The organism is Enterococcus sp. DIV0756, assembly GCF_051710745.1.
Lineage (GTDB): Bacteria > Bacillota > Bacilli > Lactobacillales > Enterococcaceae > Enterococcus_A.
Window position 1 is genome coordinate 811,770 of the sequence record NZ_JBIOLF010000001.1, and the last position, 15,120, is coordinate 826,889.

Sequence of the window (15,120 nt, forward strand, 5' to 3'; positions counted from 1 at the left end):
TCCAAGCGGCTACGCCTCTTGGATTAATTGCTCATGGTACGTGAGTTCGCCAGTAGTAAAGCGGACTTGACCGTTTAATAGATCCGTAACTTGAGCTTCGAAATCAGCGATTTTATTGTCATCGACCATGCAGGTTACAACAACTTGGTCGGTGAACTGGGTTTCTTTGACAGCGAGTTGTTCATTGGTAATGAAGTTTTCCATTTTCCCCCAATTAGGGTAGTCAAGTTGGACGAAGACTTCTTTTTGTAGTCGGCCTTCAACGATTCCGGTCTCAGCGATTGCTTGAGCGACAGAGCCGGAATAGGCACGGATCAATCCGCCAGCACCAAGCTTTGTTCCGCCGAAATAACGAGTCACAACGGCACAAACATTGATCAGCTCATTTTTCTTCAATACCTCCAGCATGGGGATGCCAGCTGTTCCGCTGGGTTCGCCATCGTCTGAGGAGCGCTGAATTTCATTGTGATCGCCTAATACAAATGCACTACAATTATGATTTGCTTTCCAATGTTCTTTTTTTATCTGTTGAATAAATGCTTTTGCTTCTTCTTCGGATTCAATGCGTTTTAAGAAACAGATAAATCTTGATTTTTTAATCTCGATTTCGTGTTGGTTGTCTTCTTTAATGGTTCGATACTTTTGCAGCATAATTTTGCCTCACTTTAGTTTTCTCTAATCTAGTATAGAAGAAAAATAGGAGAGGTTTCAACTAAAGGCTGTTTTGTTTGTATGTTTTTTGTCTGAAGGTGAGGAACGAGCATGACACGTGCAAAAAAATATGATGGTATTACTCATTATTTAAAAAGTAACAATGGCTCACAGGTGACACTGACCTTTACACAATTTGATGAGCTCTTATTTCCCCGCAGCGGATTGCCTCAAACTGCGCGGCAAGATTTAGATTGGTGGGCAAATGATTACCGCCATCCGGAAAAAGGTGCTTATGGGTGGTTAAATGCCAATTATGAAGTAGTCCAGGTCAATCTTGATAAAGAATACGTGGTTTTTAATAAATTAGTAAAATCGAACTGGTTGATTTAACACATGATGTGGCGATCAACTAACTTGAATACTAGACGAAGTACGGCGCGTAAGCGGCCGTGCTTTTTTTATGAGCAATTTTAAAAATCAAAATAAAGGCAGGCATCCAGCGAATAGTCATGAATTGCGTATCTTTTTGAAAAAGAAGGAGGTCCCCATGGAGATTACTGGTCAACGTTTATTAATAAAAGAGTGGCGCACATTTTATCCGCAAGTAGACTTGACTAAAGCTGAAAGAATTCCTGCAATGACTGAGGTTGAAAATGGCTGGTTGTGTCAACGATGCGGTGAGGTTTCGCAAGAAAGAGTACCAGCAGGCTTTTTCTATTGTCCTTCTTGTCTATCGTTGGGACGCGTAGACAGTCGAAGTTATCTTTATTTTTTTCCTGTAAGAAAAACAAATCCTAAAAAAGTAAGACTGACGTGGTCGGGGGAATTTTCTGCTGCACAACAAAAAATCGCTGAGGATTTACTTGAAGATCAAGCTAGAAGCAACACTTTTTTACTCTGGGCGGTGACCGGAGCAGGAAAAACAGAGATTCTTTTTCTACTTTTAAAGAGTCTCTTGGAAAAAGGAAATCGAATTGTGATAACGTCCCCGCGAGTAGATGTTTGTAACGAAGTGTTTCTGCGCTTTCGTCAAGCATTTCCTGACGAAAAAATCAGCCTTTTTCATGGGCAGGAACGAAAAGATGCCGGAGATCAATTTGTTGTCTGCACCGTTCATCAGCTTTTGCGCTATCGTGACTACTTCGATTTAGTGATCGTAGATGAGGTAGATGCCTTTCCCTATGCAGAGGATTTATTGCTGCATCGGGCAGTTGAAAATGCTCAACAAACAAATGGAAAGCGTGTATATCTGAGTGCAACGCCAGATGAATCGTTAAAAAAGACAGTTGATCGTATTTATTATTTGCCAGCCCGTTATCATCGACGCGAGTTGCCAGTTCCACAAGTCTTATTCTCTTGGCGATTGGAAAAAAACTTGACTGAAGGCCGATTACCAAAAAAGGTTTTGACCAAAATAGCAGATTTGCTGGAAAAAAATAATGTTCTGCTTTTTTGTCCGAATATTTCCATGCTGGATAAAATTGCCAGTTTTATTCAACAGGAGTTACTAGAAGTAAGGTTGACGACCGTTTTCTCTCAAGACCAAGAGCGGTTGATTAAGGTCGAAAATATGCGTGAAGGCAGGTATCAATTGCTTCTAACGACGACTATTCTCGAACGAGGTGTAACATTTGAAAAAGTCTCGGTTATCGTATTACAGGCCTCTCACCGGGTTTTTAAGAAGTCCGCGCTGGTTCAGATTGCTGGTCGGGCAGACCGTAAAGGAGAATATACGCAGGCGGAAGTTCTTTTTATTACTAGTGAACAAACAACAGCAATCAAATCTGCAATCAAAGAAATCAAAAAGAATAATCAAGAAGCGTTAAAAGAGGGATTGCTTCATGCGTTGTAGCTGTTGTCAAAAAGAAATGGTGAGTAATCTAACCATCCGAGAATTTTTTCGTTCGGTGACTTTGAGGTGTTATCATTGTGAGCAGCTATTCAAAAAAATTGAGCAAGCTACAGCCTGCCCTGGCTGTGGCCGATCGAATTCACCAGAGCTATGTTCGGATTGTCGATTATGGCAGCGAGAGCTTGGATTTGTATTGGAAAATAAAAGTCTCTTTCACTACGATGAAGGATTTCGTGAGTGGATTGAGTCGTATAAATTTATGGGAGATTACCGTTTACGGGGTGCTTTTACAACGGAACTAGCACATATATTGCACAACTATCGGAAATATTTGATCTGCCCGCTGCCTTTATCAACGGAGCGATTTGAGCAAAGAGGATTCAATCAAGTTAGCGGCTGTTTAGAGTTGACGAACATTTCCTTCGAACATTTATTGAGACGCCGTGAACTAGCTCCACAATCTGAGAAATCACGTGAAGAACGGTTGAAAATGGAACAACCGTTTGAACTAAGGGTACCTAGTGGAAAAATTAGAAATCAGAGAGTTTTATTAGTTGATGATGTTTATACAACGGGACGGACGCTTTTTCATGGCGCAGAAATCCTTATTGAGAATGGCGCTAAAACGGTGAAGAGCTTGACTTTTGCAAGGTAAAATGCATTATTCATGTTTATGAAATTGATAGCGATTTACTTTGCAAAAGGATTAGATTTCGATATAATAGAGTTAAGAAGAAGAGGTAAGAGTGGTCCTTCCTTCTCTTCAGTTGGCAAGACGAAAGGGGCAATACGTATGTTCAAATATAATGTTCGAGGGGAAAACATCGAAGTTACTGAGGCTATCCGCAATTACGTTGAAAAGAAAGTAGGAAAGTTAGAACGCTACTTCACTGATGTTCCGGACGCAACTGCTTATGTCAATTTAAAAGTGTATACAGAAAAAACGGCAAAAGTTGAAGTAACGATTCCATTACCTTACTTAGTTCTTCGAGCGGAAGAAACTTCACCAGATTTATATGCAAGTATTGATTTGGTTGTGGATAAATTAGAGCGTCAGATCCGCAAATTTAAAACAAAAATTAACCGCAAAGCGCGTGAAAAGGGCGTACCTGAACGTGAAGTGGAAGTGTTAGTAAACGTGGAAGATTCAGAAGAATCTGAATTAGAAATCGTTCGTACAAAACGCTTGTCATTGAAACCTATGGGTAGCGAAGAAGCAGTCTTACAAATGAACATGCTTGGACATAACTTCTTTATCTTTGAAGATGCTGAAACAAATGGAACAAGCATTGTTTATCGTCGTAAAGATGGCAAATACGGTTTGATCGAAACAGATTAATAGAAAATTACAGCCTTCCAGCAGATGCTGGAAGGTTTTTTATTTTCATTGAAAATAAAGTTTTGGAATGCAGAGCAATTTTAATACCAAAATGTTTCCTATTCTTTGCGCTATTAAGGAAAATCACAGAAAAAGATTAATCATTACATAAGTCGGGCTTTATTCGCTGCGAGAAGTTTCTTTTCTCAAGGACTAATGATAAAATATACTAGCGGGTTTCTATCAAAAAATAGAAAATGAAAAGAAATAAAGGAGTAAGGTAAACGAATGGCAAACTTTCTGAGACGAATGATTGAAAATGATAAAAAAGAATTAAAACGATTGAGTGGGATTGCTGATAAGGTTGAAGCCTTTTCTAGCGACATGGAAAAATTGTCGGATGGGCAATTACGCGGCAAGACCGAAGAATTTAGAGGACGCTATCAAGCAGGGGAAACGTTAGATGACCTATTGCCAGAAGCTTTTGCAGTAGTTCGCGAAGCGGCTAAACGTGTATTAGGCCTCTATCCCTACCATGTTCAATTAATGGGTGGGATCGTGTTGCACGATGGGAACATTCCTGAAATGAAAACTGGTGAAGGTAAAACACTGACAGCTACGATGCCGGTGTATTTAAATGCCTTAACTGGTGAAGGTGTCCACGTAGTAACAGTGAACGAATATCTCGCTACACGTGACTCCACCGAAATGGGCGAGTTGTACAACTTCTTAGGATTAAGCGTTGGGTTGAATATCAATTCAAAAACATCTGATGAAAAGCGTGAAGCGTACAATTGCGATATCACCTACAGTACGAATAATGAACTTGGATTTGATTACCTACGTGACAACATGGTGGTTTATCAAAGCCAAATGGTTCAACGTCCATTGAACTATGCAATTGTCGATGAAGTAGACTCGATCTTGATCGATGAAGCACGGACACCGTTGATTATCTCTGGTGCGGCTGAAAAATCGACAGCTCTATACACTCGAACAGATAATTTTGTGAAACGTTTGAAAGAGGATGAAGATTTCAAAATCGATATCCAATCGAAAACGATTGGTCTGACTGAACAAGGGATTGAAAAAGCGGAAGAGAACTTCGGCTTGGAGAACCTATATGATTTAGACAACACTGCGCTGACTCACCACTTAGATCAAGCATTGCGGGCTAATTTCATTATGATCCGCGATATTGACTATGTAGTACAGGAAGGCAAGGTCTTAATCGTCGACCAATTTACTGGTCGAATTATGGATGGTCGTCGTTATTCTGACGGATTACATCAGGCAATTGAAGCCAAAGAAGCCGTTGAAATCGAAGACGAAACGAAAACGATGGCAACGATCACTTTCCAGAACTATTTCCGGATGTATAAAAAACTAGCTGGGATGACTGGTACAGCTAAAACGGAAGAAGAAGAGTTCCGTGAAATTTATAATATTGAGGTTGTCCAAATTCCAACGAACCGCCCGGTTATTCGAGAAGACCATGCGGATTTATTATATCCAACTTTGGAAAGCAAGTTCCATGCAGTAGTTCAAGATATTAAAGAAAGACACCGTAAAGGTCAACCAATCCTTGTTGGTACGGTGGCTGTTGAAACGTCTGAATTGCTTTCAAATATGTTGGATCGTGAAAAAGTGCCCCATGAGGTCTTGAACGCGAAAAACCATTTTAAAGAAGCAGAAATCATTATGAATGCTGGACAAAAAGGTTCTGTAACGATCGCTACTAACATGGCGGGTCGAGGAACAGATATTAAGTTAGGCCTTGGAGTCATTGAATTAGGCGGGCTTGCTGTAATTGGTACCGAACGTCATGAATCTCGTCGTATTGATAATCAGCTTCGTGGACGTTCAGGTCGTCAAGGAGATCCAGGGGTTTCTCAATTCTACCTTTCATTGGAAGATGATTTGATGAAACGGTTTGGCTCTGAACGAATCAAAGCTTTCTTAGATCGCATGAAAGTGGAAGACGATGACGCAGTGATCCAAAGTAAAATGCTGACTCGTCAAGTAGAATCTGCTCAAAAACGGGTGGAAGGAAATAACTACGATACTCGTAAGAACGTTTTACAATACGACGATGTGATGCGGGAACAACGGGAAGTTATCTATAAGCAGCGTCAGGATGTCATCATGGGTGAAAAAGATTTATCACCACAATTATTGAACATGGTACGCCGGACAATTTCACGTGTGGTGGATAGCCATACCCAATTAGACAAAGAAAATTGGAACCTTGAAGCGTTGGCAGACTTTGCCGGAGCAACATTAGTTCATGAAGATTCTGTTTCAAAAGCTGATTTTGAAGGTAAAACGCCAGAAGAAATGAAAGATTATTTATATAATCGCGCCAAAGAAGTGTTTGATACGAAAGTGTCACAATTACAAAGTCCAGAACAATTATTAGAATTTGAAAAAGTGGTCATTTTACGTGTTGTCGATACGAAATGGACAGACCATATTGATGCAATGGATCAATTACGTCAATCAGTAGGCTTGCGGGCGTATGGACAGAACAATCCGCTGGTTGAATATCAAACAGAAGGGTACAAGATGTTTGAAGATATGGTTGGAGCCATCGAATTTGAGGTCACACGCCTATTCATGAAAGCTGAGATTCGTCAAAATGTTCAACGTGAACAAGTCGCTCAAAATCAACAAGAGCATCCTGTAGAAGCAGACGGAGATCCGAAGAATTTGACACATACGAAGCAAAAACCGGTTCATGTGGAAAAAGTTGGACGAAATGATCCGTGTCCATGCGGCAGCGGAAAAAAATACAAAAACTGCCACGGTAAAGGACAATAGTTTTCTACGATAAGTAAGGAATCCTCAGAACGGGACATAGCTGCTATGTCTCGTTCTTTGTGAGTTTCACTAACGTACTAAAAGTAGGTTTATAAGACACTTAGAATGAGAGCGGATAAAGCAGCTTTTATGTTGATTTAACTGATGGATGGAAAGATAAAGTTTTAAAGGTTTGGTTATACGGATCGTTTTTTATCCGGAAGAAAGAAGGAATAGATTTGGAAAACGCAGAAATACGTAATTTATTAGATGCAATGCAAGAACAAGTCGCAAGTTTCAGGGGGTCTCTTTGACCTAGAGCAGTTAGAAGAAGATATTGCTGAAGCTGAAAATCAAATGTCTGCGCCAGGTTTTTGGGATGATTCGGAGAAAGCTCAGGCTTTGATAAATCGCAACAATGCCGCAAAAGAAACGTATGATCAGTTTCAGGCAATTGCAAGTGAAGCAGACGAATTAAATCTGATGTGGGAAATGCAGCAAGAGGAATTTGATAGCGAATTACAAGCGGAGTTGGAAGAACGCTTAGTACAGTTGCAAGAAAAAGTTTCAGGTTTTGAATTGTCGCTCTTGTTAGATGCTCCTTACGATAAAAATAATGCCATTATTGAGTTGCATCCTGGTGCTGGCGGAACTGAATCACAGGATTGGGGCTCAATGCTCTTGCGAATGTATACACGCTGGTCAGAACAGCATGGGTTTTCAGTTGAAACGATTGATTATCAATCAGGTGATGAGGCAGGGATCAAGAGTGTTACCTTGATGATCAAAGGAACGAATGCTTATGGCTATTTGAAATCAGAAAAAGGGGTTCATCGGTTAGTGCGAATCTCGCCGTTTGATTCAGCAAGTCGTCGTCATACTTCTTTTTGTTCTGTCGAGGTCATGCCTGAACTAGATGAAAACATCGAAGTTGAAATCAATCCAGATGACTTGAAAGTTGATGTTTATCGAGCTAGCGGAGCAGGTGGTCAGCATATCAATAAAACCTCTTCAGCCGTACGGATTACGCATTTGCCTACGGGAACGGTTGTTGCTAGTCAAGCACAGCGTTCGCAATTTCATAATCGCGAGACAGCCATGCAAATGTTAAAGGCGAAGCTCTATCAGTTAGAAATTGAGAAGAAAGAGCAAGAAGCTGCTGCCTTGCGAGGGGAACAAAAGGAAATCGGTTGGGGCTCACAAATTCGCTCTTATGTTTTTCATCCATACTCTATGGTAAAGGATCACCGTACTGAATATGAGACGGGAAATGTACAGGCAGTAATGGACGGCGAGCTAGATCCTTTCATTGATGCTTACTTGAAATGGCGCTTAGCACAAGAGGCCTAATCTCAAAATGAAATCAAATTGTAAAGTAATGAAAGCCAGTTGCAATGTTGGCATGCTATAATAGCAAAGAATTTAAGAGGATTTGGAGAGATAAAGCATGATTGAAATGCAGGATGTAACAAAAAAATATCCTAATAAGACAACTGCTGTTCGTGGGATTTCGGTTCGTATCGATCAAGGCGAGTTTGTCTATGTCGTTGGTCCCTCTGGTAGTGGAAAATCTACCTTCATCAAGTTGATGTACCGTGAAGAAAAAGCAACTTCTGGAAAAGTACTAGATGTTGCTCGTCATGATTTATTAAAGATCAAAAATAAAGAAGTTCCATATTTGCGTCGTGATGTTGGCGTGGTTTTCCAGGACTTCAAGTTATTGCCTCGTAAAACGGTCTATGAAAATGTGGCGTATGCCATGCAAGTAATTGGGCGTAAACCGCGGGATATTAAAAAGCGTGTCATGGAAGTTTTAGACTTGGTTGGATTAAAACACAAGGTCCGCGTATTCCCAAGTGAATTATCTGGTGGGGAACAGCAACGTGTATCGATCGCACGAGCAATCGTGAATACACCAAAAGTATTAATTGCTGATGAACCGACCGGAAATTTGGACCCGGATACTTCTTGGGAAATCATGCATCTATTAGAACGAATCAATAATCAGGGAACAACGATCGTAATGGCAACCCATAACAAAACGATCGTAGATACCATGCGCCATCGTTTGATCGCGATTGAAAATGGCTTGATCGTTCGGGATGAAGCGGAAGGAGAATACGAGTTTGATGATTAGAAATTTCTTCCGACATTTGTTGGAAAGTATCAAGAGTGTTAAGCGTAATGGCTGGATGACTTTAGCATCAGTCAGTGCAGTTACGATCACATTAACAATGGCGGGAATTTTCATGGCTTTGATCATGAACGCGACAAAATTAGCTCAAGATGTTGAAGGCAATGTTGAAGTGACAGTCTTCGTTGATATTGGTACGAAAGAAAAAGAATTAAAAGAATTAAAATCAGAATTGCAAGATATTAGTCATGTAGAGAAAGTTACTTATTCAAGTAAACAAGAGCAATTAAAGAAATTGCAAAAACAAATGGGTGATGCTTGGGACCTATTCGAAGGTGATAGCAATCCGTTATATGATGTATATGTTGTAAAGGCAACCGATGCACAATACATTCGTCCCGTAACTCGTGAAGCAAGTCAATTGAACAATGTTTTCCGTGCAAATTATGGCGGAAATTCAGCCGATCGGATTATTCAAATGGCGAAAGTTGTCAGAACTTGGGGCTTAGCGGCCGCTGCGTTATTAGTTTTCGTGGCAATTTTCTTGATTTCGAATACGATTCGGATTACGATCATCTCACGTAAAACCGAGATTCAAATCATGCGTCTCGTAGGTGCAAAAAATGGGTATATTCGTTGGCCGTTTTTCCTTGAAGGAGGTTGGATCGGTTTAATTGGTTCTATCGTGCCAATTTTGATCTTAACCTATGGGTATTCACAGGTTTATGGCTTAGCGGCACCTTATCTATTGCAATCAAACTTAGCTTTATTGCGACCAGACCAAATTGTTTGGATACTGGATATCACGATGGCGGTTGGTGGCTATTTGATTGGTTCACTAGGTTCAGTCATTTCAATGCGCCGTTTCTTAAAAATTTAACAAAGCAAAACTTCTTCGAATCATTCGAAGAAGTTTTTTTAGTATAAAATAGTAAATCCTTTTCCTTGATTTTTTTAATAAAAGCTCCTATGATAAGTTTCATTAAATAGAATGCTACCGAGCAAGGGAGCCAATTTCGTTAGGTCTTTGAAGAAATTGGACTCCCTTGTTTTGCGTGTCCAACTTTTTCCTGTTCAATCTTGCACGTACTGAGGGTTGAGTTTATTTAGAAATAGTCAATGTCTGAATTGTTTAGTTGGAACGTATGCGCAGTGAAAATCAACCTCATTTTTGTCTGTATGGAAAAATCAGTACCTTGAGATGAATGAGCTGTGTTCGGTTGGCGGGATAGGTAATGCAAATTTAGATTGTTAATAGAGGAGGAATTTTTATCATGGCATGGGTATCGTTAATTGTGGCGGGCATCTTTGAAATGTTTTGGGCAACAATGATGAAGTTAAGCGAAGGGTTCAGTAAAATGAATTATTCACTGTTGACAATTATTGGAATGATCGCAAGTTTTTACTTTTTATCAAAGTCATTGCATTCTTTGCCGATGAGCTTGGCTTATCCAATTTGGACAGGGATTGGCGCTGTTGGCTCCATTTTAATTGGTGTTTTCCTATTTAAGGATCATTTATCGCTTTTGACTAGTTTTTTTGTTGTGCTGTTAATCGTGGGAATTATTGGGATCAAGGTTACTAGCGGACATTAGGCAGAATTTAGGTTAAACTATTTTTAGCAAAAGAACTGGGAGGACCTTATGATTAAGACAACCGATGAACTAACACCACAAGAACTAATCACAATTTTACAGGCGCGTACGGCGGTTTTTGTTGTGGAACAAAATTGCCCCTATCAAGAAGTCGATGAGGCAGACCGTTCTGCTTTACATGTATGTATCGAGGAAAAGGGAAAGCTACAAGCATATGCTCGAATTTTGGCCGCAGAAGAGACGATCCACTTTGGTCGGGTTCTGGTCGTTAAAGAGTATCGTGGACAACAATTGGGACGAAAAATCGTGTCAGAAACGTTAAAAGAAATTGACGCCCGTTATCCTAATCGTTTAGTTGTCATTTCAGCTCAAGCCCACCTAGCTGATTTTTATCAGTCATTTGGCTTTGAGAAAAATTCTGAAATTTACTTAGAAGATGAGATTCCCCACATAGAAATGATTCTGAAAAAAGAAAAGAACCGATAAAGCCTGTTGTTTACAATCAACATTAACTCGGCTATCCTTTAGTAGAAGGAGTGTGGAATAATGTCATTTGTGGCAGGGCACTTGGGATTGATTTTCCTAATTATCAATACGATTCTATCTTTTATTATTGTTTTTCGAGAACGTAAGGATACGGTTAATACGTGGGCGTGGCTATTGGTTTTAACCTTTATTCCGATTCTCGGCTTTATTTTATATATCTTTTTCGGTAAAGGAATCTCTAAAGAGCGGATTTTCGACTTAAAGATGCAAACGAAAATCGGGATGAATGTCGAGGTTCAGCAGCAACAGCGCGCATTGGCCCGTGGACTTTTTCCAAAACCGACGACGAATCAGGTTGATCCAAGGCAGTTGATTTACATGCTGACAATGTTTGAGAGCTCATTGTATACTACCAATAATGAGGTCATTCTTTATACTGATGGACGCGAGAAATTTGATGCGCTTATCGAGGACATTCATCGAGCAAAGTACCACATTCATATGGAATATTATATTTATCGAGCAGATGATTTGGGGCTTGAGGTACGTGAAGCGTTAGTAGCGGCTGCCCTACGCGGGGTAAAAGTAAGATTACTTTTAGATGCATGGGGCTCCACGCAGGTAAATCGTCGTTTTCTTGCGCCGTTGACTGAGGTCGGGGGGGAAGTCGATTTCTTCTTTCCGCTTTTTTTACCCTATTTGAACCCGCGAATGAATTATCGAAATCATCGGAAAATTGTTGTGATTGATGGAGAAATTGGTTATACAGGAGGGTTTAATGTCGGCGATGAGTATCTTGGGCTAGTCGAAAAATTTGGCTATTGGCGAGACAATCATCTACGAATTCATGGTCATGCTGTTTATACTTTGCAGAATAGGTTCTTGATGGATTGGAATTCACAACAGAAGCATGAACTGGTTTATCAACCGGATTATTTTCCTGAGATTGAATCAGAAGGAAAATTAGCCTTACAACTGGTTAGCAGTGGACCGGATAGTGAGCATGAGCAAATCAAATTAACATACTTAAAAATGATTAACCTAGCTAAGAAAGAAATTTTGATCCAGACACCGTATTATATTCCTGATGCACCAATCCATGAAGCATTAAAGCTAGCATTACTGTCGGGGGTTAAGGTACGGATGCAAATACCTAACAAGCCTGATCATATTTTGGTTTACTGGGCAACCTATTCGTTTGCGGCTGAATTGCTGGAATATGGGGCAATTATCGAAACTTATGAGAATGGATTTATTCATGCTAAAACCATGATTATTGATGGAGGAATTGCTTCAGTGGGGTCAGCAAATATTGATGTTCGGTCCTTCAAATTGGACTTTGAAGTAAATACAATTGTTTATGATGCGAAATTTTCTGAGGAACTACGTGAAGAATTTTATAAAGATTCAATAAAGTCGGAACTTTTGACTCAAGAAAAATACGATCAGCGTGGGGTTATCATTAAGTTCAAAGAAGGAATTGCCCGGCTGATTTCGCCGCTCCTATAAAAATCATTTGCGCTTTCATGGTTTGATAGTATAAAATGAACTAGCTTGTTTAGTGAGCCTAACATTTAGGAAATAGCTCTGATTGTTAGCTGTATTCTACTTCGTTTCTTGAAAAAAGATTACTATATAAATAAAGGTGCTAGTTCAACTTTTCGCAGCACGCAAGAATCAGAAGAAAAATGATTACTTTAAATATGAATAAGGAGATTTTTCATGAAGAAATGGTTAATTCCTCTTTTAGGGACACTTTTACTTTTATCCGGTTGTTCAAAATGGATCGACCGCGGCGAATCAATTACTGCTGTCGGCTCATCTGCGTTACAGCCTTTGGTTGAAACGGTAGCTGAAGAATACCAAAGTAAAAATCCCGGAAGGTTTATCAATGTCCAAGGCGGAGGAAGCGGTACTGGATTGAGTCAGGTTCAATCAGGTGCGGTTGAGATCGGAAATTCGGATTTGTTTGCAGAGGAAAAAAATGGGATCGACGCAAAGAAATTGGTTGATCATAAGGTAGCAGTCGTTGGTATTACACCAATTGTCAATAAGGGTGTTGGTGTGATCAATATTTCATTAGAGAATCTGCGCAAGATTTTTCTTGGGGAGATCAAGAATTGGAAAGAACTTGGCGGGAAAGATCAAGAAATCGTCATTTTGAATCGGGCGAGCGGAAGCGGGACGCGTTCAACGTTTGAGCAATGGGTCTTAGATGGAAAAACAGCAATTCGCGCGCAAGAACAAGATTCAAGTGGAATGGTTCGTCAAATCGTTGCCGATACACCCGGTGCAATTAGCTATACGGCTTTTTCATATGTCACAAAAGACGTTCAAACATTGAACATTGATAATGTTGAGCCGACCGATGAGAATGTGACGACTAATCATTGGAAAATCTGGGCATATGAGCATATGTACACTAAAGGAAAGCCAACCGAACTAGTTGCGGAATTTCTTGAGTATATGCTTTCTGATGAAGTGCAAGGCAAAGTCGTTTCTCAGCTTGGCTATATTCCTATCTCTGATATGAAAGTTGAACGTGATTGGCAAGGAAATGAAATAAAATAATGTAACGCACCGTTTCGAAGATGTTCGAGACGGTTTTTTTTAAAGTTACAATTTGAAATTCTATTTGTTTCGGAAATTGAGCAAGAAGTTTTAGTTAGTGAAGTTTTAGTTAGTCCAGTAGCGGTGGGTTAAATGATTTCAACTATAAGCCAACCATTATAATAAATTGACTAGGGGGATGAGGGATGTATTATCCGATTCAGTTGCCTTTTTTATTGAATAAAGAATTTACACGAGCCATGGTTTATCGGGAACAGCTAATTCCTGAATGCAGTGAGTTTGTTTTATGTTTTTGGTCGATGTGGTCGAAAACACAGGAACAGGTTCGAGTAAAAAATGTGATTATTGCAGATGGCTGCATTGATTTGATTGTAGATTTTGACCAAAAACAGCTTTTTTTTACAGGAAATCAGCAGACGGATTTTGACTATGAGCTTGAAACACCCGCTCGTTTTTTTGGGGCGCGTATGATGCCGGGTGCATTTCATCAATTGACTGGCCTTCCAGCTGTGGCTGCAATGGATGACTTCGTTTTGCTGCAGGCAGTTTTTGATGATTTTGACCAGGAATCTTTTTTTACAAGTACGTTTGAAGCTGCACAAAAAATTTTTCAAGACTATTTAGTGAAAAAATTTGAAGGAATACAACCCAATGAGTTCACCCAACTTTTCCCACGATTTTCTCAAGCGATTCCACAAACGACGAAGGAATTGTATGAGCTGCTCTACTTTAGTCCGCGTCAATGCCAACGACTTTTTGCGAAAAATTTTGGTTTGACTCCAAAAATGGTTTTGAGTATTCTGCGATTTCAAAAGTGTTTGAAAATACTGACTTCGGAGCAGGCGAAGCCGACAGACATTTTGACGGTAACCAATTATTATGATCAACCGCATTTTAACAAAGATTTCAAACATCATCTGGGAATCACACCACTTGAACTGGTGGCTCGTTATAAAAATTGACGCATTTTTACAATAAGTCTCAACTCAGCCTTGCTAAAATGAAGGTATAAATCGAGGAGGCGACTAAAATGTATAAAAATATTACGACGAATTTAATGGTGGTAAGTGTAGATCAATCGGTAAAATTTTACCAAGAGGTACTTGGATTAGAGGTAGTGGCTTCGGTTCCTGCAAAGGATCAGACATTGCAATTTGCGATTCTTACTAAAGAGGCGATCACCTTGATGCTGCAAGAAAAAAATAATCTGAGTGAAGAGTACCCAATATTGGCTGCAGAAAAAATACAGCCTTCAATCACAATGTATATCACAGTTGAAAATTTTGAGGAATTCTACGCAAAGGTTAAAAGCAGCTATCAAATTTACACCGAACCCCATACAACATTTTACGGGGCAAAAGAATTTGCTATCGCTGATCCAGATGGCTATATTTTAACCTTTACGGAATATAAGGAAGGATGAAAAAGGTGATAAATGATCTAAAGACGATTCCAGACATCGGGAAAAATATGGCGCGACACTTAATCAACGCGGGTTATCCAACTGTCGATTCGTTGAAAGACCAAGATCCCGAAGCGATTTACTTGAAGAATTGTGTAACACAAGGAGAAAAGGTAGATCGTTGTGCCTTATATGTTTATCGATTAGCCGTTCATTACGCGGATCACAATGGCAAACTACCCAAAGAGAAACAGCATTGGTGGGATTGGAAAGATTAAATGTTTAATAGTTTAATAGTTTAACAATTTA

General features: G+C 39.7%; 16 protein-coding genes. 15 read left to right on the top strand and 1 reads right to left on the bottom strand.

Annotated features, from left to right (window positions below; translation table 11 throughout):
• Positions 1 to 9: 9 nt before the first annotated feature.
• Complete coding sequence (locus IGI44_RS03895) at positions 10 to 651, bottom strand: YigZ family protein (RefSeq protein ID WP_438786511.1); 642 nt, start codon at positions 649 to 651, stop codon at positions 10 to 12.
• 111 nt (positions 652 to 762) lie between these two features.
• On the opposite strand from IGI44_RS03895, the gene IGI44_RS03900 reads away from it, so the two are divergent.
• The 15 genes from IGI44_RS03900 (at position 763) to IGI44_RS03970 (ending at position 15,089) form a co-directional block, all read left to right on the top strand.
• Positions 763 to 1,044, top strand: a complete 282-nt coding sequence (locus tag IGI44_RS03900; protein ID WP_438786512.1) for a DUF7662 domain-containing protein — start codon at positions 763 to 765, stop codon at positions 1,042 to 1,044.
• Between the two features lie 157 nt (positions 1,045 to 1,201).
• A complete protein-coding gene (locus tag IGI44_RS03905; RefSeq protein ID WP_438786513.1) occupies positions 1,202 to 2,506 on the top strand; it encodes a DEAD/DEAH box helicase family protein in 1,305 nt (434 codons plus the stop codon).
• Positions 2,496 to 3,161: a ComF family protein gene (locus IGI44_RS03910; RefSeq protein ID WP_438786514.1), complete on the top strand. Its 666-nt coding sequence runs from the start codon at positions 2,496 to 2,498 to the stop codon at positions 3,159 to 3,161. Before IGI44_RS03905 ends, IGI44_RS03910 begins: the two co-directional genes overlap by 11 nt.
• A 138-nt stretch (positions 3,162 to 3,299) precedes the next feature.
• The gene (hpf, locus tag IGI44_RS03915; protein ID WP_438786515.1) at positions 3,300 to 3,845 is read left to right on the top strand and encodes a ribosome hibernation-promoting factor, HPF/YfiA family; all 546 of its coding nucleotides are present in this window, start codon (positions 3,300 to 3,302) and stop codon (positions 3,843 to 3,845) included.
• Positions 3,846 to 4,112: 267 nt separating this feature from the next.
• Complete coding sequence (gene secA / locus IGI44_RS03920) at positions 4,113 to 6,644, top strand: preprotein translocase subunit SecA (RefSeq protein ID WP_438786516.1); 2,532 nt, start codon at positions 4,113 to 4,115, stop codon at positions 6,642 to 6,644.
• Positions 6,645 to 6,862: 218 nt separating this feature from the next.
• A protein-coding gene (gene prfB, locus IGI44_RS03925; protein ID WP_438786517.1) for a peptide chain release factor 2 occupies positions 6,863 to 7,973 on the top strand; the annotation gives its coding sequence in 2 pieces (ribosomal slippage) (positions 6,863 to 6,934 and positions 6,936 to 7,973; 1,110 coding nt in all).
• 97 nt (positions 7,974 to 8,070) lie between these two features.
• A complete protein-coding gene (ftsE, locus tag IGI44_RS03930) occupies positions 8,071 to 8,760 on the top strand; it encodes a cell division ATP-binding protein FtsE (RefSeq protein ID WP_016181267.1) in 690 nt (229 codons plus the stop codon).
• Complete coding sequence (gene ftsX / locus IGI44_RS03935; protein ID WP_438788913.1) at positions 8,753 to 9,637, top strand: permease-like cell division protein FtsX; 885 nt, start codon at positions 8,753 to 8,755, stop codon at positions 9,635 to 9,637. Before ftsE ends, ftsX begins: the two co-directional genes overlap by 8 nt.
• Before the next feature lie 394 nt (positions 9,638 to 10,031).
• Complete coding sequence (locus IGI44_RS03940; RefSeq protein ID WP_438786518.1) at positions 10,032 to 10,352, top strand: DMT family transporter; 321 nt, start codon at positions 10,032 to 10,034, stop codon at positions 10,350 to 10,352.
• Positions 10,353 to 10,400: 48 nt separating this feature from the next.
• A complete protein-coding gene (locus IGI44_RS03945) occupies positions 10,401 to 10,838 on the top strand; it encodes a GNAT family N-acetyltransferase (protein WP_438786519.1) in 438 nt (145 codons plus the stop codon).
• Between the two features lie 60 nt (positions 10,839 to 10,898).
• Positions 10,899 to 12,347 (top strand): cardiolipin synthase, encoded by a 1,449-nt coding sequence (gene cls, locus IGI44_RS03950; protein WP_438786520.1) that lies wholly within the window; start codon positions 10,899 to 10,901, stop codon positions 12,345 to 12,347.
• Positions 12,348 to 12,560: 213 nt separating this feature from the next.
• Positions 12,561 to 13,409 carry a phosphate ABC transporter substrate-binding protein PstS gene (locus IGI44_RS03955; RefSeq protein ID WP_438786521.1) on the top strand — a complete coding sequence of 283 codons (849 nt, stop codon included), beginning with the start codon at positions 12,561 to 12,563 and terminating at the stop codon, positions 13,407 to 13,409.
• 185 nt (positions 13,410 to 13,594) lie between these two features.
• On the top strand, positions 13,595 to 14,371 hold the full coding sequence (locus tag IGI44_RS03960) for a helix-turn-helix domain-containing protein (protein ID WP_438786522.1): 777 nt from the start codon (positions 13,595 to 13,597) through the stop codon (positions 14,369 to 14,371).
• 68 nt (positions 14,372 to 14,439) lie between these two features.
• Positions 14,440 to 14,832: a VOC family protein gene (locus IGI44_RS03965; protein WP_438786523.1), complete on the top strand. Its 393-nt coding sequence runs from the start codon at positions 14,440 to 14,442 to the stop codon at positions 14,830 to 14,832.
• Complete coding sequence (locus IGI44_RS03970) at positions 14,829 to 15,089, top strand: helix-hairpin-helix domain-containing protein (protein ID WP_438786524.1); 261 nt, start codon at positions 14,829 to 14,831, stop codon at positions 15,087 to 15,089. Before IGI44_RS03965 ends, IGI44_RS03970 begins: the two co-directional genes overlap by 4 nt.
• Positions 15,090 to 15,120: the final 31 nt, after the last annotated feature.